This window comes from Burkholderia sp. LS-044 (assembly GCF_004803625.1).
GTDB classification, from domain to species: domain Bacteria; phylum Pseudomonadota; class Gammaproteobacteria; order Burkholderiales; family Burkholderiaceae; genus Burkholderia; species Burkholderia cepacia.
Map to the genome: position 1 here is coordinate 89,425 of NZ_SSWO01000004.1, position 24,612 is coordinate 114,036.

General features: G+C 68.0%; 24 protein-coding genes and 1 pseudogene. 9 read left to right on the forward strand and 16 right to left on the reverse strand.

Annotated elements, in window-relative coordinates; all coding sequences use genetic code 11:
• The first annotated feature begins 176 nt into the window (after positions 1–176).
• Together crcB and E9536_RS11710 are read left to right on the forward strand one after the other, a co-directional pair.
• Positions 177–563 carry a fluoride efflux transporter CrcB gene (crcB, locus tag E9536_RS11705; RefSeq protein WP_027788140.1) on the forward strand — a complete coding sequence of 129 codons (387 nt, stop codon included), beginning with the start codon at positions 177–179 and terminating at the stop codon, positions 561–563.
• A gap of 23 nt (positions 564–586) precedes the next feature.
• Positions 587–937 (forward strand): DUF190 domain-containing protein, encoded by a 351-nt coding sequence (locus E9536_RS11710; RefSeq protein ID WP_027788139.1) that lies wholly within the window; start codon positions 587–589, stop codon positions 935–937.
• A gap of 12 nt (positions 938–949) precedes the next feature.
• On the opposite strand, the gene E9536_RS11715 is transcribed toward E9536_RS11710, so the two are convergent.
• Entirely contained in the window at positions 950–1,513 is a 564-nt protein-coding gene (locus E9536_RS11715) for a YggT family protein (RefSeq protein WP_027788138.1), read from the reverse strand.
• Between the two features lie 75 nt (positions 1,514–1,588).
• Positions 1,589–2,518 (reverse strand): DUF2520 domain-containing protein, encoded by a 930-nt coding sequence (locus E9536_RS11720; protein WP_060083972.1) that lies wholly within the window; start codon positions 2,516–2,518, stop codon positions 1,589–1,591.
• Between the two features lie 527 nt (positions 2,519–3,045).
• Between E9536_RS11720 and E9536_RS11730 the strand changes: the two genes are divergently transcribed.
• Entirely contained in the window at positions 3,046–3,348 is a 303-nt protein-coding gene (locus tag E9536_RS11730; protein ID WP_021157078.1) for a hypothetical protein, read from the forward strand.
• 124 nt (positions 3,349–3,472) lie between these two features.
• Here the strand turns inward: E9536_RS11730 and E9536_RS11735 are convergent, their stop codons facing one another.
• Complete coding sequence (locus E9536_RS11735) at positions 3,473–4,141, reverse strand: LysE family transporter (RefSeq protein ID WP_059695907.1); 669 nt, start codon at positions 4,139–4,141, stop codon at positions 3,473–3,475.
• Between the two features lie 58 nt (positions 4,142–4,199).
• Positions 4,200–5,756 carry a UbiD family decarboxylase gene (locus E9536_RS11740; protein ID WP_136469892.1) on the reverse strand — a complete coding sequence of 519 codons (1,557 nt, stop codon included), beginning with the start codon at positions 5,754–5,756 and terminating at the stop codon, positions 4,200–4,202.
• Here E9536_RS11740 and E9536_RS11745 point away from each other — a divergent pair.
• Together E9536_RS11745 and E9536_RS11750 are read left to right on the forward strand one after the other, a co-directional pair.
• On the forward strand, positions 5,728–5,922 hold the full coding sequence (locus E9536_RS11745) for a hypothetical protein (protein WP_124535574.1): 195 nt from the start codon (positions 5,728–5,730) through the stop codon (positions 5,920–5,922). The two genes, E9536_RS11740 and E9536_RS11745, sit on opposite strands and share 29 nt — an antisense overlap.
• Before the next feature lie 430 nt (positions 5,923–6,352).
• Positions 6,353–7,462 (forward strand): lytic transglycosylase domain-containing protein, encoded by a 1,110-nt coding sequence (locus tag E9536_RS11750; protein ID WP_059695904.1) that lies wholly within the window; start codon positions 6,353–6,355, stop codon positions 7,460–7,462.
• Between the two features lie 128 nt (positions 7,463–7,590).
• Here the strand turns inward: E9536_RS11750 and E9536_RS11755 are convergent, their stop codons facing one another.
• The 9 genes and pseudogenes from E9536_RS11755 to E9536_RS11795 all read right to left on the reverse strand — a co-directional run bounded on the left by E9536_RS11755 (position 7,591) and on the right by E9536_RS11795 (position 15,211).
• Positions 7,591–8,787: a pyridoxal phosphate-dependent aminotransferase gene (locus E9536_RS11755; RefSeq protein ID WP_136469893.1), complete on the reverse strand. Its 1,197-nt coding sequence runs from the start codon at positions 8,785–8,787 to the stop codon at positions 7,591–7,593.
• Between the two features lie 73 nt (positions 8,788–8,860).
• Entirely contained in the window at positions 8,861–9,298 is a 438-nt protein-coding gene (nusB, locus tag E9536_RS11760) for a transcription antitermination factor NusB (RefSeq protein WP_027788132.1), read from the reverse strand.
• Positions 9,295–9,813, reverse strand: a complete 519-nt coding sequence (gene ribH / locus E9536_RS11765; protein WP_011351235.1) for a 6,7-dimethyl-8-ribityllumazine synthase — start codon at positions 9,811–9,813, stop codon at positions 9,295–9,297. The genes nusB and ribH overlap by 4 nt, the downstream gene beginning before the upstream one ends.
• A 53-nt stretch (positions 9,814–9,866) precedes the next feature.
• A complete protein-coding gene (gene ribBA / locus E9536_RS11770; protein WP_027788131.1) occupies positions 9,867–11,009 on the reverse strand; it encodes a bifunctional 3,4-dihydroxy-2-butanone-4-phosphate synthase/GTP cyclohydrolase II in 1,143 nt (380 codons plus the stop codon).
• Positions 11,010–11,195: 186 nt separating this feature from the next.
• Entirely contained in the window at positions 11,196–11,714 is a 519-nt protein-coding gene (locus E9536_RS11775) for a DUF1993 domain-containing protein (RefSeq protein WP_027788130.1), read from the reverse strand.
• Positions 11,715–11,860: 146 nt separating this feature from the next.
• Positions 11,861–12,132, reverse strand: a pseudogene (locus E9536_RS11780) (riboflavin synthase); the annotation flags it as partial.
• Between the two features lie 14 nt (positions 12,133–12,146).
• Complete coding sequence (gene ribD, locus E9536_RS11785) at positions 12,147–13,268, reverse strand: bifunctional diaminohydroxyphosphoribosylaminopyrimidine deaminase/5-amino-6-(5-phosphoribosylamino)uracil reductase RibD (protein ID WP_060083969.1); 1,122 nt, start codon at positions 13,266–13,268, stop codon at positions 12,147–12,149.
• A 15-nt stretch (positions 13,269–13,283) separates the two neighbouring features.
• Positions 13,284–14,567, reverse strand: coding sequence for a glutamate-1-semialdehyde 2,1-aminomutase (gene hemL / locus E9536_RS11790; protein WP_014897811.1), 1,284 nt, complete (start codon positions 14,565–14,567; stop codon positions 13,284–13,286).
• Between the two features lie 191 nt (positions 14,568–14,758).
• Positions 14,759–15,211: a hypothetical protein gene (locus E9536_RS11795; RefSeq protein WP_048024193.1), complete on the reverse strand. Its 453-nt coding sequence runs from the start codon at positions 15,209–15,211 to the stop codon at positions 14,759–14,761.
• Between the two features lie 255 nt (positions 15,212–15,466).
• Here E9536_RS11795 and E9536_RS11805 point away from each other — a divergent pair, with 255 nt between their 5' ends.
• Positions 15,467–16,684 carry a Bcr/CflA family multidrug efflux MFS transporter gene (locus tag E9536_RS11805; protein ID WP_136469894.1) on the forward strand — a complete coding sequence of 406 codons (1,218 nt, stop codon included), beginning with the start codon at positions 15,467–15,469 and terminating at the stop codon, positions 16,682–16,684.
• A gap of 98 nt (positions 16,685–16,782) precedes the next feature.
• Here the strand turns inward: E9536_RS11805 and E9536_RS11810 are convergent, their stop codons facing one another.
• The 3 genes from E9536_RS11810 to zwf all read right to left on the reverse strand — a co-directional run bounded on the left by E9536_RS11810 (position 16,783) and on the right by zwf (position 20,926).
• Positions 16,783–18,711: a bifunctional transcriptional regulator/glucokinase gene (locus E9536_RS11810; RefSeq protein ID WP_059695899.1), complete on the reverse strand. Its 1,929-nt coding sequence runs from the start codon at positions 18,709–18,711 to the stop codon at positions 16,783–16,785.
• The gene (pgl, locus tag E9536_RS11815) at positions 18,689–19,369 is read right to left on the reverse strand and encodes a 6-phosphogluconolactonase (protein ID WP_136469895.1); all 681 of its coding nucleotides are present in this window, start codon (positions 19,367–19,369) and stop codon (positions 18,689–18,691) included. Before pgl ends, E9536_RS11810 begins: the two co-directional genes overlap by 23 nt.
• Positions 19,370–19,456: 87 nt before the next feature.
• The gene (gene zwf, locus E9536_RS11820) at positions 19,457–20,926 is read right to left on the reverse strand and encodes a glucose-6-phosphate dehydrogenase (protein ID WP_027788124.1); all 1,470 of its coding nucleotides are present in this window, start codon (positions 20,924–20,926) and stop codon (positions 19,457–19,459) included.
• Positions 20,927–21,358: 432 nt separating this feature from the next.
• Between zwf and E9536_RS11825 the strand changes: the two genes are divergently transcribed.
• From E9536_RS11825 to E9536_RS11835, 3 genes are all read left to right on the forward strand, one after another.
• The gene (locus tag E9536_RS11825; protein ID WP_027788123.1) at positions 21,359–22,606 is read left to right on the forward strand and encodes an ABC transporter substrate-binding protein; all 1,248 of its coding nucleotides are present in this window, start codon (positions 21,359–21,361) and stop codon (positions 22,604–22,606) included.
• 137 nt (positions 22,607–22,743) lie between these two features.
• Positions 22,744–23,682: a sugar ABC transporter permease gene (locus tag E9536_RS11830; protein WP_027788122.1), complete on the forward strand. Its 939-nt coding sequence runs from the start codon at positions 22,744–22,746 to the stop codon at positions 23,680–23,682.
• Positions 23,672–24,529, forward strand: coding sequence for a carbohydrate ABC transporter permease (locus E9536_RS11835; RefSeq protein WP_006476648.1), 858 nt, complete (start codon positions 23,672–23,674; stop codon positions 24,527–24,529). The genes E9536_RS11830 and E9536_RS11835 overlap by 11 nt, the downstream gene beginning before the upstream one ends.
• The last annotated feature ends 83 nt before the right edge of the window (positions 24,530–24,612 follow it).

The window sequence follows — 24,612 nt, forward strand, 5'->3', positions numbered from 1 at the left end:
TGTGAACGGGCGGGTACCCGCCACGCGAACGGGCGGGCATCCCGGCGGCGGCCGTTGCAGGCGCGACGCGAATCCGCATACAGTTCAGCCGGTGCCGCCCGCGTGCGGCCCGGACATCACCCCGGGCGACCGGGGCCGGCGGCTGAATCCAGCCGCTTCATCGAACGGGAGCGCCCTTGTTCTATTCGATCGTCGCGATCTTCGTCGGCGCCGGGCTCGGCGCATTGCTGCGCTGGTTCCTGAGCCTCGCGCTCAACGAATTCTTTCCCGCCGTGCCGCTGGGCACGCTCGCCGCGAACCTGATCGGCGGCTACGTGATCGGCATTGCCGCCGTCGTGTTCACGACCCGCGTCGGGTTGCCGCCCGAGTGGCGGCTGTTCGTGATCACGGGCTTTCTCGGCGGCCTCACGACGTTCTCGACCTATTCGGTCGAAGTGATGACGCATGCGTTGCAGGGCGAATTCGGATGGGCGTTTGCGGTGGCTGCCCTACACTTGACTGGATCGTTCGCGCTGACGGCGCTCGGCATGTGGACCGCGCGCGCATGGCTCGCGGCGGCCTGAGCGTGCCGCCATCGGAGGGAGCGATGGACAGGATCTTCTTGCGTTTCTACGTGCACGAGCAGCACCGGCTGCACTGGAAGCCGCTGTGGGAATGGCTGCTGGAGGAGGCGAACCGGATGGGCGTCGCCGGCGGTTCCGCGTTTCGCGCGATGGCCGGCTTCGGCCAGCATCGCGTGCTGCACGAGGACCGCTTCTTCGAACTGCAGGGGTCGCTCGCGATCGAGGTCGAATTCATCGTCACCGAGGACGAGGCGCAGCGCTTGCTCGCGAGGCTGTCGCAGGAAAAGGTGCGCGTGTGCTACGCGATGATGCCGGCGCAATTCGGCGTGATCGACACGCTCGGCGCACCGCCGGCGCAGGGGCCGGCGGTGTAGGGTGCGACGGCGTCAGATGCCGAACATCGTCAGCGACACGGCGGCGCGCGTGACGATCATCAGCAGCACCTGCACGATCACGAACAGCAGGATCGGCGACAGGTCGATGCCGCCGAGATTCGGGATCACGCGGCGCAGCGGGTTCAGGAACGGCGCGGTGAGCTGGTAGAGGATCGGCATGGCCGGCGAGCGCGGGTTGAGCCACGACAGCAGCGCCATCAGGATCGTCATCCAGATCACGAGATTGAGCGCCCACTTCACGACGGTGAGCAGCGCGACCACGACGAGCGTCGCGATCACCGCGGCCGGGTCGAAGCCGGCCATCACGACCATCAGCACGACATAGACGAGCGCGGTGAGGAGGGCGGCGACAACGCTGGCCCAGTCGATGCCGCGCACGCCCGCGATGACGCGGCGCAGCGGCAGCACGAGCCAGTTGGTCGCCTGCAGCACGGCCTGCGTGACGGGGTTGTACGGCGGCACGCGGACGGCCTGCATCCAGACGCGCAGGATCAGCGCGGCGCCGAACAGCGTGAAGATGGTATTGAGCAGAAAACGGGCGATCTCGCCGAACATCGTTGGCATCCTTTTTATACGGTCAGTAGCGTGCGGCCGCCAACGCCGGATGGCGGCGCATCGGCCGACACCTTATCACGCCTCGTCTCGCGACGGGGAGGGGGGCGCGGCGGTGCGCGCGAGCGACGTTTCGACGGCTTCGGCGAGTGCCGGCAGCGACGCCGGCGGCGCCGCGCGCTGCGCCGCGAGCGCGACCGCGCGGCGCGTCAGCAACGCGTACAGCGTCGCGTGATCGCCGCCGAGCGTTTCAAGCAGTGCCAACTGGCGTTCGACGATGCCCGTATCGCCGCGCGACACGGGGCCCGAGAGCGCGTTCGCGAGCCCCTTGTCGCGTGCGGTCTCGATCGTACCGGCCAGCATCGGCAGCAGCGCGCGCAGCGCGGCTTCCTCGTCGAAGCCGAGGCCGCGCCACAGCTCGACCGCTTCCGCGAGCCCGCACAGCGCGAAGCTCGCCGCGTAGTGCGCGGCCGCGTGATAAAGCATCCGGCCGCCGGCCGGAATCGACAGCGGATGGCAGCCGAGTGCGGCGGCAAGTCGCATCAGCGTCGCATGCAGCGCGCCGTCGGCTTCGATCGTGACCGAGCAGCCGTCGATGCGGGCGAGGTCGGCGTCGGTGCCGCCGAACAGGTAGAGCGGATGGAAGCCGCCGGTGGCCGTGCCCTGCTGCTTCGCCGGATCGAGCAGCGCGACGGCCGACGCGCCGCTGCAGTGAACGACGGCCTGCCGCGCGGCGCGCGATGCGTCGAAGCGCAGCGCCGCGGCGGCGGACGCGAGATGGTCGTCGGGCACCGTCAGGAAGATCAGGTCGGCGGCGTCGGCGACCTGCTGCGGCGTGTCGACCGCCTGGCAGCCGTCGATGCGCGCGGCGAGGGCCGCGGCCGACGCGGGCGTGCGGCTCGCGATCGCGACGACCGGAAAGCCGGCCTGTGCGAAGCGCTGCGCGACACAGCGTGCGAGACGGCCGGCGCCGATGAAGCCGAGGCGGGGTGTGTCGGGGACGGACATGGCAGCGAACGTAAGCGAAAACGAAGCAACCGCCAGTATCGCAGGAATGACGGCGGGGCCGCGAAAGGGCGACTTCTGTGCGGACACGTGCGTGGCTGACAGTTGCGCGGCGCGAATGACGCATTTATCGACGCGTGTATCGGCGCCCGGCACCACGGTCGATTCACGATCGTGGAATCCGACCCCGAAACATATCGCACCCGCGTCCGGCTTGAAACGTCGGCATCTTGTCTCAAATTTGTAATCGTTCATTACGATCGCGTGCCCGCCGCACGCGCCGTATCCGGTAAGACTGACCGGCCATGATGTTGCGACCCGACTCGTCGGACGGAACCGCGCGGCCCGCAAGGGTCGCCGAAGGTGCTGCGAGCCGCGCCGCACGGCGGTTCCGGCCGCGTGCGATTGCAATTTGCAACAAATGCCCGATACGTGAGGAGCGCGTTTTCGCTACATTGCTTCCATGCGACGTGCATGCCCGCCGTTGCCGACAGGGGCGCATAAAATACCGCTCCAGCAGGAGAATCGAAGTGAAAAAGCTCATTCCGTTCATCGCCGCCGCCGCGCTGGGCCTGGGTGCCGCAAGCGCTGCGCAGGCTCACGTGTCGATCGGGGTCGGCATCGGTATCCCGGTCGCACCCGCGTATCCCGTCTATGCACCGCCGCCGCCCGTGTACTACGCGCCGCCGCCTCCGCCCGTCTATTACGCGCCGGCGCCGGCTTACTATGCACCGCCGCCCGCCGTGGTCGTCGGCGGCTATGGTGGCTACTACGGTCGCCCGTACTGGCGCCATGGTTACGGCGGCTGGGGCCATCACGGCTGGCGTCGCTGATTCGTCCCGCGCGGCCTGACCGCGCGTGGCAAAACGGCGCAGCGTCCCGAGCGGGGCGCTGCGCCGTTTTTCTTTTCGGGCTGCCGCCCGGCCTCGGTGCGCGGCCCGTGCAGGCCGGCTGCGATTACACCGCGTTCACGATCAGGTCGCGATAGCCGCCGACGATCACGCTATACGAGAAATACGCGAACAGCAGCGCCGACGCGATGTGGCACGCGCGCATCAGCCCCGCGCCCGCGCGCTTGCGGCCCTGGCTCGCGAGCGTGCACATGAAGAGCGTCCATGCGAGGCCGCCGAGGAAAAAGCCCGACAGGAACACCGACGCGGTGGCCGGCGTGGTCGCGCCGGCTTTCGCGATCAGCGCGCCGCCGACCGCCGCGAACCACAGGATCGCGCTCGGCGACGACATCGCGAGCAGCATGCCGCGCAGGAAGCTGCGCCGTGCGCTCGCGCGCGGCTGCGGCGTCTCCTCGGCATCGTCGCCCGCCGCCTTGGCCGGCGCCAGCGCTTCCCGCGCCATCTTCCACGTGAGGAACAGCAGCACCGCGCCGCCGCCGATCCACACGATCCAGCGCACCGGCTCGAACTGCAGCAGCACGGCCATCCCGGCGAGCGCGAGCGCCGCATAGACGAGATCGCCGACGCACGATCCGATGCCGAGCCAGAAGCCCGGCCGGAAGCCGTGTGACAGCGTCAGCGACAGCATCGCGACGTTCACGAGGCCGATGTCGAGACAGAGCGACAGCGACAGAAAGAAGCCGTCGGACAGCATGGAGGTGGGCGGAAAGGTCATCTTCGTTGTTCTTGTTGCAATGGCAATCCACGGGCCGGCGGGCGCCGGCCGCGTGGCGTCAGAGTCCGATCTCCTGCCAGAGCCGGTCGACGCGCGTCTTCACGGCGGCATCCATCTCGATCGGGCGGCCCCATTCGCGGCTGGTCTCGCCCGGCCACTTGTTGGTCGCGTCGAGCCCCATCTTCGAACCGAGGCCGGCCACCGGCGATGCGAAGTCGAGATAGTCGATCGGCGTGCTGTCGACCATCACGGTGTCGCGCACGGGGTCGACGCGCGTCGTGATCGCCCAGATCACCTCCTTCCAGTCGCGGATGTTCACGTCCTCGTCGACGACCACGATGAACTTCGTGTACATGAACTGCCGCAGGAAGCTCCACACGCCGAACATCACGCGCTTCGCGTGGCCCGCGTAGCTCTTCTTCATCTGGACGATGGCCATCCGGTAGCTGCAGCCTTCGGGCGGCAGGTAGAAGTCGGTGATCTCCGTGAACTGCTTCTGCAGCAGCGGCACGAACACCTCGTTGAGCGCGACGCCGAGCACCGCGGGCTCGTCAGGCGGCTTGCCCGTGTAGGTCGAGTGGTAGATCGCGTCGCGGCGCATCGTGATGCGCTCGACGGTGAACACGGGGAACCACTCCTGCTCGTTGTAATAGCCCGTGTGGTCGCCGTACGGCCCTTCGAGCGCGTGCTCGTACGCGGCCGACGCGTTGCCGGCCGGGCGCGGCGGTGCCCCGGCCGGAACGGGGGCGGGGGTGCCTTCCTGCGGATAAATGAAGCCTTCGAGCACGATCTCCGCGCGCGCGGGCACCTGCAGCGTGTCGACGCCGGGCGTCAGGCACTTCGCGAGCTCCGTGCGGCTGCCGCGCAGCAGGCCGGCGAACTGGTACTCGGACAGCGAATCGGGCACGGGCGTAACCGCGCCGAGCGTCGTGGCCGGATCGGCGCCGAGCACGACCGCGACCGGATACGGCTTGCCGGGGTTGCGCAGCGCGAATTCGCGGAAGTCGAGCGCGCCGCCGCGATGCGCGAGCCAGCGCATGATCAGCTTGTTGCGGCCGATCAGCTGCTGCCGGTAGATCCCGAGGTTCTGCCGCGACTTGTTCGGCCCGCGCGTGATCGTCAGGCCCCACGTGACGAGCGGCCCCGCGTCGCCGGGCCAGCAGGTCTGGATCGGCAGCCTGTTCAGGTCGACGTCGGCGCCTTCCCAGACGATCTCCTGGCAGGGCGGCGACGACACCGACTTCGGCGCCATGTCCCACACGGCCTTCGCGAGCGACAGCAGCTTGCCGGCATCCTTCAGGCTCTTCGGTGGATCGGGTTCCTTCAGCGCGGACAGCAGGCGCCCGAGATCGCGCAGCGAATCGAGCGCGGCGTCGTCGCCCGCGTCGACGCCCATCCCGAGCGCGACGCGGCGCGGCGTGCCGAACAGGTTGCCGAGCACCGGGAAATCGTAGCCGGTCGGTGCGTTGAACAGCAGCGCAGGGCCGCCGGCGCGCAGCACGCGGTCGCACAGCTCGGTCATTTCCAGCACGGGCGACACGGGCTGCGTGACGCGCCGCAGTTCGCCGAGCGCCTCGAGGCGCTGGATGAAATCGCGTAAGTCTTTGTATTTCATGAAGATGGTCCGGGCCACCCGCGTGGCGGGCAGCGATGGGCGGGCGCAGCGGCCGGCTGCGGCCCCGAATCGACCGACGATTTTACCCGCGCCGCCGCATGCCCGCCCGGCGGAGAAAAAAGTCGACCGCGCGCAAACCCCCTACGGCACGGGGCTCGCGATCTGAAGAGTGTCTGTAAATTACTTTTTGTTATAATTTCAAGGTTTTATAGTGTTGACGATCTATAAAACCCTGCTAGAATCCGCTCACATTGGCTGCAGGGTAAAAGGCTTCGAGCCGCCAATCACCGATCTTTGACGCAGCGCGTCACCGTCCGCCGATACCTGCACGGCGTATCCGACGGTCTTAGTCGTAGTCTCAGCCAGCGCCACCAGACGCTGGTTTTTTGCGTGGGTGCCACCGCGTATGCCCGCCTCGCCCAGTGTGCGAAGGTGCCGGCCCTCTTACACCGTGGCCTCGAACGGTACTTATACCGTTTCCCCGATGTCTGCACGTCCCAACCAAGGCGTGCGGCGTCGTGATTCCGCGGCGCGTTACCTGTCTCGCCATCGAGCTGAGCGAGCCGCACGAGTCATGTTCATGGGAGATGATCTGAATGAACGCTTGGTTATCGTGGCGTCCTAGTGAGCAGCATGCGCAATTCGTGCGCAGCATGCTGCGTCGCGGGACGCGTGTCAGTCACCATCTATTCAGCGTTGTCGGCTGTCTCGCGGTCGCGGTTGCACTCGCACTGTGGCTGCTGCCAACCGTGCGCGGCACGCTCGCCGCGAAGCTGATGCCGGTCGTATCCGCGGCCGTGCAAGCCGGCCCGGCCCGTCTGCTGACCGGCCATCCGCTGCCGAACTTCGCGCCCGCCGGCGCGCAGCCGCAGCAGGAAGACAGCCCTGAAACGGACGCGCTTGCGGTCGGCCTCGACGTCGCACCGGAAGCCACCGCGCAGGGCGATGCATCCGATCCGGCCCGCAACGGCCCGTCGCCCGTCGCGCTGGCGAAGCTGATCCCGACCCAGCGCGTGGCGGCCGATGCGCGTGACGACCGCGCGCTTGCGTCGAATCGCGAGCAGGCGCTGGTCGCGACCTACCTGTCGCGCCGTTACCGCGTCGCGCAGGAGCCGCTCGGCCAGCTTGTCAAGGCTGCGTTCCAGACCGGCCGTGACGTCGGCCTCGATCCGCTGCTGCTGCTGTCCGTGATGGCGATCGAATCGGGCTTCAACCCGTACGCCGAAAGCGGCGTCGGCGCGAAGGGCCTGATGCAGGTCATGTCGAAGGTCCATTCCGACAAGTTCGAGTATTTCGGCGGCACTGATACCGCACTGCAGCCGCTCGCGAACCTCCAGGTCGGCGCGCTCGTGCTGAAGGACTGCATTGCCCGTGGCGGTTCGCTCGCGAACGGCCTGCGCCTGTACAACGGCTCGACGAACCCGGACGACACCGCATACGGCGCGAAGGTGATGGCCGAGCGCGGTCGCCTGCGCGACGTGTCGCACGGCCGCAGCGTGCCGGTCAACGCGCCGCAGGCGCCGGCGAAGCCGATCGTCACGGCCGCCGCCGTGACGGCGGCAGCGGGCGGCGCGAAGCGCGTGCATGCGACGCTCGAAACCACGACGTCGGCGAAGTCGGCGGCATCGAAGGAAGCCGCGCCGCAGGACGACGCGAGCGTCGATACCGCGAAGTCGCACGGCGACCGTTCGGAGCTCGGCGCGTAACGCGCGACGGTAGCGCAGCACTGCACGGCTTCGGCCGGCAGGACATGAAAAAGGCACCCGATCAGGGTGCCTTTTGCTTTTTGCGGCGCGAGAAGCCGCCGGCGTGCCGGCCGAGGCTCAGTCGTGGCTCAGTGCTGCCCGAACAATGTCGCGAGCCGTTCGACCGCTTCCTCGAGCCGCGAGTAGGCCGTCGCATAGGACAGGCGGATATAGTCGCGCGGCGCATGGACACCGAAGTCCATGCCGGGCACCAGCACGACGCCCGCGTCGTGCAGCATTGCCGTCGTGAGCGCGGCGCTGTCGCCGGCCGCCGGGTGGGCGACGCCGCCGCAGTGCGCATACACATAGAACGCGCCGTCCGGCATCACGGGCACCGTGAAGCCGAGCCGTTCGAGCGCCGGTGCGATGAAATCGCGGCGGCGCTTGAATTCGAGCCGACGCGCTTCGTAGATGTCGAGCGCGGCGGGCTCGAAGCAGGCGAGCGCCGCGTGCTGCGCGAGTGCGGACGGACAGATGAACAGGTTCTGCGCCAGCTTCTCGAACGTGCCGACCAGCGCGGGCGGCACGACCAGCCAGCCGAGCCGCCAGCCCGTCATGCTGAAATACTTGGAGAAGCTGTTCACGGTGACGACGTCGTCGCCGAATGAAAGCGCCGACACGGGCGCCGCGTCGTAGCTGAGCCCCTGGTAGATCTCGTCGACGATCGTGAAACCGCCGCGTGCGCGCACGGCTTCGACGATCCGCTTCAGTTCGTCCGGTTCGAGCGACGTGCCGGTCGGGTTCGACGGCGATGCGAGCAGCACACCGCGAGTGCGGTCGCCCCAGCGCGTGCGGACGTCGTCCTCGGTGAGCTGGAAGCGCGCGTCCGGACCGCTCGGCACGAGCACCGCGCGGCCTTCGGCCGCCGCGACGAAGTGCCGGTTGCACGGATACGACGGGTCGGGCATCAGCACCTCGTCGTCACGCCCGACGAGCGCGAGGCACGCGAGCAGCAGCGCAGCCGATGCGCCGGCCGTCACGACGATCCGCTCCGGGCTGATCGTGAGGCCGTAGGCACGCGCGTAGTGCGCGGCGATCGCCTCGCGCAGCGGTGCAATGCCGAGCGCGCTCGTATATTGCGTGACGCCGCGGCGCAGCGCGGCCGCAGCCGCTTCGACGACCGGCTCCGGCGCGGTGAAATCCGGCTCGCCGATGCCCATGTGGATAACATCGCGCCCGGAGGACTCGAGACGCTGTGCCTCCTTCACCAGTTCCATCACATAGAAGGGCTGGATCGCGTCGACGCGTGCGGCGAGCTTGACGAGCGAATCGGTGGCGGTATTCATCGGGCGGGCAGGGGGAGGGGGCGTGACGAAAGAAAAAACGGGCGCATGCGCGCCCGTTCCGGACCAAACGGTATCAGCCGTTGCGGCGCGCCTGCGTTTCGGCGGGGCGCAGCTTCGCGGCGAGCTTGTCGAGCACGCCGTTTACGTACTTGTAGCCGTCGGAGCCGCCGAACGTCTTCGCGAGTTCGACGGCTTCGTTGATGATCACGCGGTACGGCGTTTCAACGTGGTGCGTGAGCTCGAACGTCGCGATGAGCAGCACGGCGCGTTCGACCGGCGACAACTGGTCGATCGGGCGGTCGAGCGACGGCGTCAGCGCTTCGACGAGCGTGGTGTGCTCGCGGATCACGCCGTGCAGGATCGCGTCGAGCAACTCCTTGTCAGCCTTGTCGTAACCGAGCGCGCCGCGCAGTTGCGCGTCGATCTCGCCGGAGGACGCGTTCGACAGCAGCCACTGGTACAGCCCCTGCGTCGCCAGCTCGCGCGATTGTCGGCGGGCGCTCTTCTTCATGCGCGCTCCTCTTCGTCGTCTTCGTCTTCCTCTTCGTCCTCGTCGTCATCGCCGAGCTGGTCGAGCGCCATCGTCAGGTTGGCCATCTCGACGGCGACGCGTGCGGCGTCACGACCCTTTTCGGTCATGCGCGCGACGGCCTGCTCGTCATTTTCGGTCGTCAGGACCGCGTTGGCGATCGGCAGGTTGAAGTCGAGGCCGATGCGGGTGATGCCCGCGCCGCTCTCGTTCGACACGAGTTCGAAGTGGTAGGTCTCGCCGCGAATCACCGCGCCGAGCGCGATCAGCGCGTCGAACTGGCCGCTTTCCGCGAGCTTCTGCAGCGCGAGCGGGATTTCCAGCGCGCCGGGCACCGACACGAGCAGCACGTCTTCACCGGTGACGCCGAGGCGTTCCAGTTCCTCGACGCACGCGTCGGCGAGGCCGTTGCACACCGGCTCGTTGAAGCGCGATTGCACGATGCCGATCCGCAGGCCGTCGCCTTCGAGATTCGGTTGGTATTGTCCGATTTCCATGATCTTGTCCGTGGTGTGGATGAACGGTTATAGGGCGAAAGCGTCGTGGCGGGTTACGCGTTGGACGCCGGGCAGGACTTGGCTTCGCCGCCGGGCATCGGAATGAAGCCCGTGACTTCCAGGCCGTAGCCGGACATGCTGCCCAGCTTGCGCGGATTCGACAGCACCTGCATCTTGCCGACGCCGACATCGCGCAGGATCTGCGCGCCGATGCCGAACGTCTTGAAATCGACCGGCCGGCGCTTCAGCACAGCGGCCTTTTCTTCCTCGTCGAACGCCTTGAAGACGTCGATCAGGTGTTCCTTCGTGTCACCGCAGTTGAGCAGCACGATCACGCCGAGGTCGCGCTCCGCGATCTCGCGCATCGCGGCGTCGAGCGTCCACGAGTGCGTCGACACGCCCGTTTCGAGCAGGTCGAGCACCGACAGCGGCTCGTGCACGCGCACCGGCGTATCGACGTCGGGCGCGGGCGCACCGCGCACCAGCGCGATGTGCGGCGAGCCGCTCGGCTGGTCGCGGTACAGCACCGCGCGGAACGTGCCGTGCGCGGTCTGCATCGTACGCTCGGCGATCCGCTCGATGATCGATTCGGTGCGGCTGCGGTACTGGATCAGGTCGGCGATCGTGCCGATCTTCAGGTTGTGCTCCTGCGCGAATTCGATCAGGTCGGGCAGGCGCGCCATCGTGCCGTCGTCCTTGATGATCTCGCAGATCACCGCGGCCGGCGTGAGGCCGGCGAGCGCGGTGAAGTCGCAACCGGCCTCGGTGTGGCCCGCGCGCACGAGCACGCCGCCCGGCTGCGCCATGATCGGGAACACGTGGCCCGGCTGCACGATGTGCTCGGGGCGCACGTCGTGCGCGACCGCCGTGGCGATCGTGTGCGCACGGTCGGCGGCCGAGATGCCGGTCGTCACGCCTTCGGCCGCTTCGATGCTGACCGTGAACGCGGTGCCGTACTGCGTGCCGTTGCGGTAGGTCATCAGCGGCAGGTGCAACTGCTTGCAGCGTTCCTGCGTCAGCGTCAGGCAAACCAGGCCGCGGCCGTACTTGGCCATGAAGTTGATCGCTTCCGGTGTGACGAATTCGGCGGCGATCACGAGGTCGCCCTCGTTTTCGCGGTCTTCTTCGTCGACCAGGATCACCATCCGGCCGGCTTTCAGCTCGGCGATGATGTCGAGCGTGGAGGCGAGCGTCATAAGGGGGCGAGAAAGAGGAAAGTGCGTATTTTACGCCAGCCGGGCGGCGTTTCGGCTGGCAGGGGCCGCGCGCCGCCGGTAAGCGCTCCGGAAAGCGCCGCGGCCGGCCTGCGCGGCAGGCCTGGCCGGGCCCGCCGCAGGTTGCCTGCACGCGCGGTGGTAGGCCGGGCCTTGCCCGACCGCGCGTCAGGCGTGCTGGTCGCGTCCGCCCAGGTAGTCGAGCTTGCCGAGCTCGACGCCGCTGTGACGCAGGATGTCGTACGCGGTCGTCACGTGGAAGAAAAAATTGGGCAGCACGAAATTCAGCAGATACGACTGGCCGGTGAACTCGATCGGGCCGACACGCATCTTCAGCACGATCTGGCGCGTCTCGCTGCCGTCGATCTGCGCGGCGTCGAAGCTTTTCAGGTAGTCGATCGTCTTCTGGATGCGTGCGTGCAGTTCGTCGAAGGTCTGCTCGACGTCCGGATAGCTCGGGATCTCGGCGCCGGCGAGGCGGGCGGCGCAGCCCTTGGCCGTGTCGGTCGCAATATAGACCTGGCGGACGAGCGGCAGCATGTCCGGGTACAGGCGGGCGCCGACGAACACCGACGGATCGATCTGCTTTTCGGCCGCATGCGCCTGCGCCTTGCCGAGAATGTGCTGAAGATTGGTCAGGCCGCGGATCAGCACGGGCAGTGAAGCCTGGTACATCGAGATGGACATGGGGGCGACTCCTTGAGGAAGAGGGCGGCCGCTACGCGGCGCGTCGTGCATTGCGGTATCGAGACCGCTGTCGACGCATCTTAGCGCGACCGCATGACCCGTGCGCGTCGTTGGCCGTTCGGCCGAAGGAGCCGGCGGGCGGGCCGGTGTGCGCGCAGCGCCTTCTCGAGGTTCACTTCGCCGGGTTGGGCGAGGCCGACCGTACGGTTCAGGCTTTCGCGCGACACGTCGACGTCGAACGCGGTGTCGCTCCTGTCGATCACCGTCATGCACGCGCCCTGGATCGCAATGCAGTCGCCCGGCGCGACATCGGCGAGGTCGAGGCCGCCGGCCGGCACGGTCAGGCGCACGCCGGCGTCGGCCGACGCGCCGAGCGGCCGGATCGATTCGATACGGCCGCGACAATTCCGGTGAACATCGTGACGATCCCGTTCAGTGCGCGGCGTCCGTCGGCGTGAAGCGCGCGAGGATCCGCAGATCGTCGCCGACCCGCTCGACCCCGTGGAACGACAGCCGCGTGCGTGCATCGAGGCTCGCCGGCGCGGCAAGGTCGAACATGCCGGCCGCATCGGCGCCCAGCAGGCTCGGTGCGAGATAGACGAGCAACTCGTCGACGCACTGCTCGCGCAGCAGCGAGCCGTTCAGCTTGTGGCCGGCCTCGACGTGCAGCTCGTTGACGCCGCGTGCGCCGAGCGCCGCCAGCATCGCGGGCAGGTCGACCTTGCCGTGCGCATTCGCGAGCGGCACGATTTCCGCGCCGCGCGCCTTCAGCACCTTCGCCCGCACTTCGCCGGCGGCGTCGAGCCGGCCGCAGAAGATCAGCAGCGGAGCGCCTTCGAGCAGCCGCGCGTTGAGCGGCAGGTCCAGGCGGCTGTCGACCAGGATGCGCTGCGGCTGGCGCGGCGTGTCGATCCCGCGCACGGTCAGCAGCGGGTTGTCCTCGCGCACGGTGCCGATGCCGGTCAGGATCGCGCAGGCGCGCGCGCGCCACGCGTGCCCGTCGAGGCGCGCGGCCTCGCCGGTGATCCACTGGCTTTCGCCGGACGGCAGCGCGGTGCGGCCGTCGAGCGACGCGGCGGTCTTCATCCGCACCCACGGGCGGCCGCGTGTCATCCGCGACACGAAGCCGATGTTCAGTTCGCCGGCTTCATGCGCGAGCAGCCCGCAGCGTACGTCGATGCCGGCGTCGCGCAGCATCCCGAGGCCGCGCCCCGATACCTGCGGGTTCGGGTCTTCCATCGCGGCGACGACCTTCGCGACGCGCGCGTCGATCAGCGCGTTCGCGCATGGCGGCGTGCGGCCGAAATGGCTGCACGGTTCGAGCGTGACGTAGACGGTCGAGCCCGCGACGTCGTAGCCGCGCGCGCGCGCGTCCTTCAGCGCCTGGACCTCCGCGTGATCCTGGCCGGCCGGCTGCGTGAAACCTTCGCCGATCACGTCGCCGTCCTTGACGATCACGCAGCCGACACGCGGGTTCGGTGCCGTCGTATACATGCCGCGCGCGGCGAGCGCGAGCGCACGCTGCATGTGGGCGAAATCGATATCCGAGAACATGCGCGCGGCCCCGGGTCAGGCAGCGAGTGCCGCGAAGGCGCGGCGCGCGGCCGCGAGCGTCGCGTCGATCACCGCGTCGTCGTGCGTGCTCGACACGAAGCCGGCCTCGTACGCGGACGGCGCGAAATACACGCCTTCGTCGAGCATCAGGTGGAAGAAGCGGTTGAAGCGCTCGGTGTCGCTCTTCGTGACTTCGGCGAAGCTGGTCGGCACGCGTTCGGCGAAGTAGAGGCCGAACATCGCGCCGATCGAATCGGCCGCGAACGGCACGCCGGCCGCACGCGCTTCGGCCGCGAGGCCGTCGGCGAGACGCTTCGTCTGCGCGGTGAGCGCGTCGTAGAAGCCCGGCGCCTGGATCAGCTGCAGCGTCTTCAGCCCCGCGGCGACCGCGATCGGGTTGCCCGACAGCGTGCCGGCCTGGTAGACGCCGCCGAGCGGCGCGAGGTGGGCCATGATGTCGCGGCGGCCGCCGAACGCGGCAGCCGGCATCCCGCCGCCGATCACCTTGCCGAGGCAGGTGAGGTCGGCCGTGATCCCGTAGTATGCCTGCGCGCCGCCGAGCGCGACGCGGAACCCGCACATCACCTCGTCGAAGATCAGCACGGCGCCGTGCTTCGTGCACAGTGCGCGCAGCGCGTTGAGGAATTCCGGCGTGCCGCGCACGAGGTTCATGTTGCCCGCGACCGGCTCGACGATCACGGCGGCGATCTCGTCGCCGAACGCGCCGAACGCTTCCTCGAGCGCGGCGACGTTGTTGTATTCGAGGACGGTCGTGTGCTTCGCGATGTCGGCGGGCACGCCGGCCGACGTCGGGTTGCCGAACGTCAGCAGGCCCGAGCCGGCCTTCACGAGCAGGCTGTCCGCGTGGCCGTGGTAGCAGCCCTCGAACTTGACGATCCGGCTGCGGCCCGTGAAGCCGCGCGCGAGGCGCAGCGCGCTCATCGTGGCCTCGGTGCCGCTCGACACCATCCGCACCTGCTCGATCGACGGCACGAGCTTGCAGATTTCCTCGGCGATCTCGATCTCGGCTTCGGTCGGCGCGCCGAACGAGAAGCCGTCGGCGAGCACGTTCTGCACGGCCGACAGCACTTCAGGATGGACGTGGCCGACGATCATCGGGCCCCACGAGCCGATGTAGTCGATGTACTGCTTGCCGTCGGCATCCCAGAAATACGGGCCTTGCGCGCGCGCGACGAAGCGCGGCGTGCCGCCGACCGAACGGAATGCGCGCACCGGCGAGTTGACGCCGCCGGGAATGGTCTTCTGGGCGCGTTCGAAGAGGATCTGATTGTTGGACATGAGCGAAACCTGCGAGAGAAGGGCGCGGGGGCCTGTGCACGGGCCGCGGCGCCTGGGCGGAACGATCGTCCGATTGTACCGGAGACGCGCGCGGCGGGCCCGCGGCGCGGTCCGCGGCCTTTCGGCGCGTGCGGGGTTGCACGGGCCGGGGCCGGAAAGGAGGGGCAGATGCGGCACGGCGGCCGCTTCGGTTATCGCGGCGGTTTGCGCTTGCCGGTCAGCTCGGCCCAGCGTTTCTCGAGCGGGCCTTCGACCATCGGCTTGATCACGGTGCCGGAGCTTTGCGCGTCCCAGGTCTGTACCGAGTACGGATGCACGCGCAGCGCATCGCGCGGGATCACGACGTCCTGGTGCGCGTCGACCAGCCAGTCGTATACGAAGTCGATGCACAGCCGGTAGCCGCGCTTCGTCGCCGGATCGGGCACCTCGTACGGCGCGCGCGTCACGTAGCCGGAGCCGAACACGCCCTTGGGCTCCTTCGCGACGCGGTGCAGGAACACGCGGTCGCCCGGCAGGATGCCGCGCGCGAAGCCGCAACCCCACACGTCATGCACGGCCTCGCCGGCCTTCACGCGCGCGGCGACGTCGGGCAGTTCGGGCCACGGCCATTTCTTGGGGCTCCAGATCAACAGGAAAGCGGTCATCGGTTCGGTCGTGTGTCGAATTGAATGGATCAGACAATTGGCAGCGAGGCGCTGCAAGCTTAATCGAATCCCTGCTCGCGATCCCGCGCGGCGGGCGCCGTGCCGGTGTTTTTTCCGCCGGTCGCGCGCCGGGCCGGCGGCACTAAAAAAAGTTGCGCGTACAATCATGGGCCCGAGCGCGCCGTTCGCGGCGCGGCCTCCCGTCGTCACCACCACGCGCGCCCCGATGCGCGCGGCGCTCCATTCCGGATACCCATGTCTCACGTCGTCCGGCGCCGGCCCGATGCCCGGCTGATCCTGTTGCTCGGTGCGCTCGCCGCCTGCGGGCCGATCGCTACCGACATGTACCTGCCGAGCCTGCCGTCGATCGCCGACGGCTTCTCCGTCAGCCCCGGCGCCGCGCAGCGCACGCTGACGAGCTTCATGGCCGGCTTTTCGGTCGGCATGCTGCTGTACGGCCCGCTGTCCGACACGTGGGGCCGCCGTCCCGTGCTGCTCGGCGGCATCGCGCTATTTACGCTCGCGAGCATCGGCTGCTTCGTGTCGAACTCGATCGACATGCTGATCCTCGTGCGCTTCCTGCAGGCGCTCGGCGCCGGCGCGGCGTCGGTGCTGTCACGTGCGATCGCGCGCGACGCGCACGAGCCGACCGACGCGGCGAAGGTGTTGTCGATGGTCGCGATCGTTACCGCGGTCGGGCCGCTGCTCGCGCCGCTGATCGGCGGGCAGATCCTGCGTTTCTCGGGCTGGCGCGGCGTGTTCGTCGTGCTGGCCGTGTTCGGCGCGGTGTGCGCGGCGACCGCGTACCTGCGCGTGCCCGAAACCTGGCCGAAGGAGCGGCGCAAGAGCGCGGCCGTGCTCGCGTCGTTCGCGTCGTACGGGCGCATCCTGTCCGACCCCGTCGCATGGGGGCACATGCTGTGCGGCGGGATGGCGTTTGCGTCGATGTTCTCGTACATCACCGCGACACCGTTCGTCTACATCGAGTATTTCCACGTGTCGCCGCAGCACTACGGGTTGCTGTTCGGCCTGAACGTGGTCGGCATCATGATCGGCAACTTCACGAACACGCGGCTGGTCAGCCGCGTCGGTTCGCTGCGCATCATCGCGGCCGCGTCGCTGGTGAGCTGCATCGCGTCGCTCGCGGTCGCGCTCGTCGCGCTGACGGGGTGGGGCGGATTGTGGTCGATCGTCGTGTGCCTGTTCTTCGTCGTCGGCGTGGTCGGGATCCTGTCCGCGAACTGCACGACCGACCTCATGCATCGTTATCCGCACAATGCGGGCGCGTCGGCGGCCGTGTTCGGCGCGATGCAGCTGGCGCTCGGCGCGATCGCGAGCGTGGCGATCGGCGCGCTCGCGGACGGCACGCCGTTCGCGATGGGGGTGACGATCGGTGTTACGGGCGTGCTGTGTTTCGCCGGGCGCTGTCTCGTGCTGCGCTGGCACGGGCGGCCGGTGAAAGCGGGGGCGTGATCCTCCAGCCGGGCGGCACCATGAAAAACGCCACCGCGCGCGATGCGCCGGTGGCGTTTTTCGTTGGGGGCAGGAAGCGGCTTGCGCCGCGCCGTGCGTCAATCCCGCGCGACGTCCTTCGCCGCCGGCGACGCGCCGTGGCTCAGCCAGTCGAGCACGTCGGCCGTTTCGTCGTCGCTCGCGCGTGCCTTTGCCTGGGCGACGGCCTCGGGCAGTTCGCCGTTCGTCGACGCCCGGCGGATCGCGACGCCGACCGCGAGGATGTCGATCATCAGCAGATGCAGGATCCGCGAGATCATCGACAGCTGCGATTCGCGCATCTCGATGTGGTCGGTCTCGAGCGCGACGGTCGCGCGCTTCGCGAGCGGCGTGTTGCTCGACGTGATCGCGATCACCTTCGCGCCCGCCTGCATCGCGACGTCGAGCACGCGCAGCAGCTCGGGCGCGCGTCCCGACTTCGACACCGCGACGATCACGTCGCCCTTGCCGAGCAGCGCGGCCGATGCGGCCTGCATGTACAGGTCGCCGTACGCGATCGTCGGGATCCCGAAGCGGAAGAACTTGTAGTGCGCGTCCTGCGCGACGATGTTCGAGTTGCCGAGCCCGTAGAACTCGATGCGCCGCGCGCCGTTCAGGATCTCGATCGCGTTCTCGACGTGCTCGAAGTTCAGGTGCTCGCGCAGCTGCAGGATCGCCGACACCGTGTTGTCGAGCACCTTCGCGCCGAAGTCGGTGGCCGTGTCGCCGAGATGCACCTGGCTGTGGCTCATCGGGATCGTGCCGGTGAGGCCGGTGGCGAGCTTCAGCTTGAAGTCCGACAACCCCTGGCAGCCGAGCGAGCGGCAGAAGCGGATCACCGTCGGCTGGCTCACGTCGGCCTTGCGCGCGATGTCGACGATCGGGTCGTTGATGATCGAGCGCGGATGATTCAGCGCGAGATCGGCGACGCGGCGCTCGGCCGGCGTCAGCGCGTCGCGCATCTGGCGGATCCGTTCGAACACGGCCGACGACGCACCGCCCGAGCGGTTCGACAACTGCTCCGCGAGGATCGCGGATACGCCGAGGAACGCCGGGTATTCGGCGGTGATCAGGTAGGTCGGGATGTTCTCGAGATAGTGCGTGAAGCGGCCCTTCGCCTCGAAGCGCGCGCGGAACGACGAGCGCGTGAACAGCTCGCCGAGCTTCAGCGCGACGCCGCCGCCGATGTACACGCCGCCGAGCGCACCGAGCGTCAGCGCGACGCTGCCCGCGAACGCGCCGAGAATCCCGCAGAAGCATTCGACCGTCTCGAGCGCGAGCGCGTCGCCCGCATGCGCGCGCTCGACGATCTCGACCGTGTCGACGGTCGCGGCGACGCGCTTCTTGTCACGCGCGGCGAGCGCGCGATAGATGATCTCCATGCCGGGGCCCGCACACACGCGTTCGAACGACACGTGCGGAAACTTCTTGCGCGCGTACTGCAGCACCAGATCCTCGCGCTCGTCCTGCGGCGCGAACGACGCGTGGCCGCCCTCGCTGCCGAGCGCGATCCAGCGGTCGTCGGCCGGAATCAGCCCCGACACGCCGAGCCCGGTGCCGGGCCCGAGCAGCCCGATCACGCTGTTCTGGCGGCGCGTGCCGCCGCCGATCTGCACGCGCTGCGCGTCGGTCAGGCCCGGCAGCGCCATGGCCAGCGCGGTGAAATCGTTGACGACGAGCAGCGTGTCGAAGCCGAGCGCGCGGCGCGTCGCCTCGATCGAGAAGCTCCAGTCGTGGTTGGTCATCGTGACCTGGTCGCCGTCGACCGGATTGGCGATCGCGATCGCCGCGTGGTTCACGCGGGTGATCTTCACGTCCTTCAGGTATTTGCGGATCGCATCGGTGAGCGTCGGATAGTCGGCGCCGGGATACACGCGGATTTGCGTGATGTCGCCCGGCCCGGTTTCCAGCGCGAAACGCGCGTTGGTGCCGCCGACGTCCGCGAGCAGGCGCGGGCCGTCGGCATGCTGGCCCGCGACAACGGCCTTACTTTGCGCACCAGTAGACATCGAGCTGGGTCCCCTTGTCGTTGGCCAGTTGGGAAATCGCGTTCTTCTGCAGCGATGCGGCCGCGGCGTCGAGCACCGCGCGCTTGCGTTCGCCCGCGATCAGCAGGAACAGCCGGTCGACGCGCTTGAGCGCATCGAGCGAGAAGCTCACGCGCGCATGCGGCGCGGCGCCGGGATGCACGGCGACGAACCGCTCGGGCGTCGTGATCGCGTGATCCCATTCGGGCGCATCGGCGAAGATCGACGCGGTATGGCCGTCCTCGCCCATGCCGAGCACCGCGACGGTCGGCACGCGGTAGTCGGCGTTCGCGTTCAGCGCGGCGACGTGCGCGTCGAGCGCGCTGCGCGTGTCGACGAGCGGCAGGAAGCGGACAGGGGCCGCCGCGTGCTGCAGCAGCGTGTCGCGCACCAGGCGCGCGTTGCTGGCCGCGTCGTCCTCCGGCACCCAGCGGTCGTCGACCAGTGTCACGTCGACGCCGGCCCAGTCGAGCGCCGCGTGCGACAGCGTGTGCAGGAACGGTCGCGGGCTCGTGCCGCCGGACACCGCGAGCGTCGGGCGCGCGGGGCCGGCGAGCGCGGCGCGCAGCGCATCGCCGACGGCGCGCGCGAGCGCTTCGCTTTGCGCTTCCTGGGTGTCGAAAGCGTGGATCTCGATCACATCTCCTCCGGACTGCTTTGTCTGTTCAAATCGTACGAATCGTGGGGCACGTCGCCGCGTACGAAGGCGTGCGCGGTGACGTTTACATCAGTTCTCTTCTTCGAGCCAGCAGGTGTCGTGCTGCGCGAGCATCGCGCTCGCCGCGGCCGGCCCCCACGTGCCCGCCGCGTACGGCTTCGGCGGCTTCAGCGTGCGGGCCCATTCGTTCAGGATCGGTTCGACCCAGCGCCATGCGGCTTCCTGTTCGTCGCGGCGCACGAAGAGGGCGAGACGGCCGTTGATCACGTCGAGCAGCAGGCGCTGGTACGCCTCCATCTGCCCTTCCTTGAAGAACTGGTCGAACGCGAGGTCGAGGTGCACGCTCGCGAGGTTCATCCCTTCGCCCGGCTGCTTGGCGAGGCAGTACAGGCGGATCGTCTCGTTCGGCTGCAGCCGGATCACGAGGCGGTTCGAACCGGGACGCAACGCGGTGGGCCCGAGCGCCGAGTGCGGCACCGGGCGGAAATTGACGACGATCTCCGCGACGCGGTCGGCCAGACGCTTGCCGGTGCGCAGGAAGAACGGCACGCCGGCCCAGCGCCAGTTCTCGATCTCGACCTTCAGCGCGACGAAGGTTTCGGTCTGGCTGTCCGGCTTCACGCCCGGCTCGGTCGCGTAGGCGGGCACCTGCGCGCCCTTGATCACGCCCGCATGATACTGGCCGCGCACGGCCACCTTGCCGATGTCGCGCGGATCGACCGGCTTCAGCGCGCGCAGCACGCGCAGCTTCTCGTCGCGCACCGAATCCGAATCCATCGAATGCGGCGGCTCCATCGCGACGATCGACAGCAGCTGCAGCAGGTGGTTCTGCACCATGTCGCGCAGCGCGCCCGTATTGTCGTAGAAATCGCCGCGTGCCTCGACGCCGAGCTCCTCGGCGATCGTGATCTGGATGCTCTCGACCCATTCGCGGCGCCACAGCGGCTCGAACAGCGCATTGCCGAAGCGCAGCGCGAGCAGGTTCTGCACGGGTTCCTTGCCGAGGTAGTGGTCGATCCGGTAGATCTGGCCTTCCGCGAAGATCTCGCCGACCGCGTCGTTGATCGCATTCGACGACTTCAGGTCGTAGCCGAGCGGCTTTTCGAGCACGATGCGCGAGCCTTCGTTCAGGCCGACCGACGCGAGCGCCTTGCAGATCGGCACGAACAGCGACGGGCCAGTCGCGAGATAGAACACGCGGATGCCGGGCAGCGATGCGATCGCGTCGCGCAGCACGACGTAGTCTTCCGCGCGGCCGAGGTCGAGCTTCACGTACTCGATGCGATCGAGGAAGGACTTCCACGCCGTTTCGTCGAGCGCCTTGCCGGCGGCTTTCTCCGCGTGCGGCTTCACGTGCGTGTCGACCCATTCGAGATAACCCGCGCGATCCGATTCGTGACGCGCCACGGCGACGATCCGGCCGCTCTCCGCCAGCATGTTCGCACGGTGCGCTTCGAACAGCGCGGGCAGGATCTTGCGCATCGACAGATCGCCGGTGCCGCCGAAAAGTACGAAGGTAAAGCTGGAATCGGTATGCATGTGTCTCCGCCGTGTTGGGGGTGCTGGGAAGCGATCCGTAGTGCGATAAAAATATTTTTGACACTGAATTGTAGTTTAACTACAATCCGCCGCAAGGGGTAGCACCTGGGTGAAGAAAAAAAGAAGTGCGGTCGATGAACTGCGCGAGCTTCGCCTTCGGGAACGCCTTGTGCCGAATGTTATCGGACATTGACGGCGCGCATCGTCGGCGCGCCGTCGGCCCCGGGCTCGCGCCGCAGCATCGCGGCGGGCCAGAAACACAAAGAGGAGACACGCCGTTGAATCTCGATTCACGCTTTCTGTAAGAGCCCGGCCGGTCATCGGCCCCGTACGCTGCATGCGTCCCGCGGCTCGATTTCCCCGTCGTTTATCAAGAAGCCGGTTCCCGGTCAGGGAACCTCACGAGTTGATTCAGTCTGGAGGAGATAAGTAATGAAAGTTCGCTCGATCATGGGCGCGCTCTGCGCGGCAGGTCTGATGGCTGGCGCCGTGGCGGCGCAGGCAGCCGAGAACGTAACGGTGCTGCACTGGTGGACCTCGGGCGGCGAGTCGAAGGCCGTCGGCGTGCTGAAGGACGACCTGCAGAAGCAGGGCTACGTGTGGAAGGACTTCGCGGTCGCGGGCGGCGCGGGCGCAGCGGCGATGACCGCGCTGAAGACCAAGGTGATCAGCGGCGACGCACCGTCGGCCGCGCAGATCAAGGGTCCGCTGATCCAGGACTGGGCCGACCAGGGCGTGCTCGTCAACATCGATTCCGCTGCCGGCGACTGGAAGCAGAACCTGCCGCCGGAAATCGACAAGATCATCAAGTACAAGGGCCACACCGTCGCGGCGCCGTTCTCGGTGCACCGCGTGAACTGGCTGTACATCAACAAGGCCGCGCTCGACAAGGTCGGCGCGAAGGTGCCGACCACCTGGCCTGAATTCTTCGCGGTGGCCGACAAGCTGAAGGCCGCGGGTATCCAGCCGGTCGCGATGGGCGGCCAGCCGTGGCAGGACCTGACGCTGTGGGAAGACGTCGTGCTGTCGCAGGGCCCGGCGTTCTACAAGAAGGCGCTGGTCGACCTCGACCAGGCGACGCTGACGTCGCCGCAGATGCTGTCCGTGTTCGACACGGTGCGCAAGATCCAGGGTTACTTCGATACCGGCCGTAACGGCCGCGACTGGAACCTCGCGACCGCGATGGTCATCAACGGCAAGGCCGGCATGCAGTTCATGGGCGACTGGGCGAAGGGCGAGTTCGAGAACGCCGGCAAGAAGGCGGGCAAGGACTACATCTGCGCGGCGGTGCCGGGCACGGCGAATGCCTATACGTTCAACGTCGACTCGTTCGTGTTCTTCCAGCAGAAGGGCGAGAAGGCCGCGACGCCGGGCCAGCTCGCGCTCGCGAAGACGATCATGACGCCGGACTTCCAGGAGCAGTTCAGCCTGCTGAAGGGTTCGGTGCCCGTGCGCCTCGGCGTGAAGATGGACAAGTTCGACGACTGCGCGAAGAAGTCGTACGCCGACGAGCAGACCGCGATCAAGTCGGGCGGCTTCGTGCCGTCGCTCGCACACGGGATGGCGCAGAGCGATGCGACCGCCGGCGCGATCACGGACGTCGTGACGAAGTTCATGAACTCGCAGCAGGATTCGAAGAGCGCGGTCGCCGCGCTCGCGAAGGCCGCGAAGGTCAAGTAACGCGCGACAGGCGCCCGGCCGGACACGCTATCTCGGCCGGGCGTTTTTGCATGTGCAGCAAACGGGCTCGCCCGCGGGCCCGTGCCGTACCGGCGCCGGCCCGGCCTGCGCCGCCCTCGTTCCAGGAGTCGAATCAAGTGGCTGCCCCTCTTAGCGGAAACGGATCCGGCGCTGCCGCCGCACGGCGTACGTCGCCGATGTCGGCCTTCGCCGATCGCTGGATCCCGAAGCTCGTGCTTGCGCCGAGCGTCGCGATCGCCGTGGTGTTCATCTACGGCTTCATCCTGATTACCGGCTATCTGTCGCTGACCAATTCGCGGCTGTTGCCGAACTACGAATTCGACGGCTTCGGCCGTTACACGGACCTGTTCCAGAACGACGTGTGGTGGACGTCCGCCGCGAACCTCGCGTGGTTCGGGATTCCGTTCATCGCGATCTGCGTTGCGCTCGGGCTGTTCCTCGCGATCCTGCTCGACCAGCGGATCCGCAACGAAGGCGCGCTGCGCGCGATCTTCCTGTACCCGATGGCGCTGTCGTTCATCGTCACGGGTACCGCGTGGCAGTGGATCCTGAACCCGGGCCTCGGCCTCGAGAAGGTGATGCACGACTGGGGCTGGACGAGCTTCTCGTTCGGCTGGCTCGACGATCCGGACAAGGCGATCTTCTGCGTGGTGATCGCGGCCGTGTGGCAGTCGACCGGTTTCGTGATGGCGCTGTTCCTCGCGGGGCTGCGCGGCGTCGACAGCGAGATCTTCAAGGCCGCGCAGGTGGACGGCGCGACGCTGCCGACCATCTACCGCAAGATCGTGATCCCGAGCATGCGCCCGGTGTTCTTCTCGGTGCTGCTGATCCTCTGCCACATCACGATCAAGACCTTCGACCTCGTCGTCGCGCTGACGGCGGGCGGGCCGGGCACGTCATCGTCGCTGCCGGCCATGTTCATGTACACGTTTTCGTTCAACCGCGGCCAGCTCGGGCTCGGCGCGGCATCCTCGGTGATGATGCTCGCGACCGTGGTCGCGGTGCTGGTGCCGCTGATGTATATGGAATCGAGGAGCACCCGCAATGCAGCCTAAGATGACGATCAGCCGGGCAGTGATCTACGCGGCACTGATCCTGTTCGCGCTGTATTTCCTGTTCCCGATCTACGTGATGCTGTCGACGTCGTTCAAGGATCTCGACCAGCTGCGCACCGGCAACCTGCTGACGCCGCCCACCAGCTGGACCGTCGACCCGTGGGTGAAGGCGTGGAGCGGCGCCTGTACCGGCGTGCGCTGCGACGGGATGAAGCCGTTCTTCCTGAACTCGCTGCAGATGGTGATTCCGGCCGTGCTGATCTCGTCGCTGATCGGCGCGTTCAACGGCTACGTGCTCACGCACTGGCGCTTTCGCGGCGCCGACGCGCTGTTCACGATGATGCTGGTCGGCTGCTTCATCCCGTTCCAGGTGATCCTGCTGCCGATGGCGCGCCTGCAGGGGATGCTCGGCCTTGCCAACACGATTCCGGGCCTCGTGTTCGTGCACGTCGTGTACGGGATCGCGTTCACGACGATGTTCTTCCGCAACTTCTACGTGAGCGTGCCGGCCGAACTGGTGAAGGCCGCGCGCATCGACGGCGCCGGTTTCTTCACGATCTTCACGAAGATCCTGCTGCCGGTGTCGCTGCCGATCTTCATGGTGTGCCTGATCTGGCAGTTCACGCAGATCTGGAACGACTTCCTGTTCGGGATCGTGTTCTCCGGCGTCGATTCGATGCCGATCACGGTTGCGCTGAACAACCTCGTCAACACGTCGACGGGCGTGAAGGAGTACAACGTCGACATGGCCGGCGCGATCATCGCCGCGCTGCCGACGCTGCTCGTCTACATCGTCGCCGGCCGCTATTTCGTGCGCGGGCTGACGGCGGGCGCGGTGAAGGGGTAAGCGCGGCTTCATCCGATACGACGAACCGGCCGCGCCTCGCGCGCGGCGCATCGAAACGAACCCGACGCGGCGCCGGAGTGCGC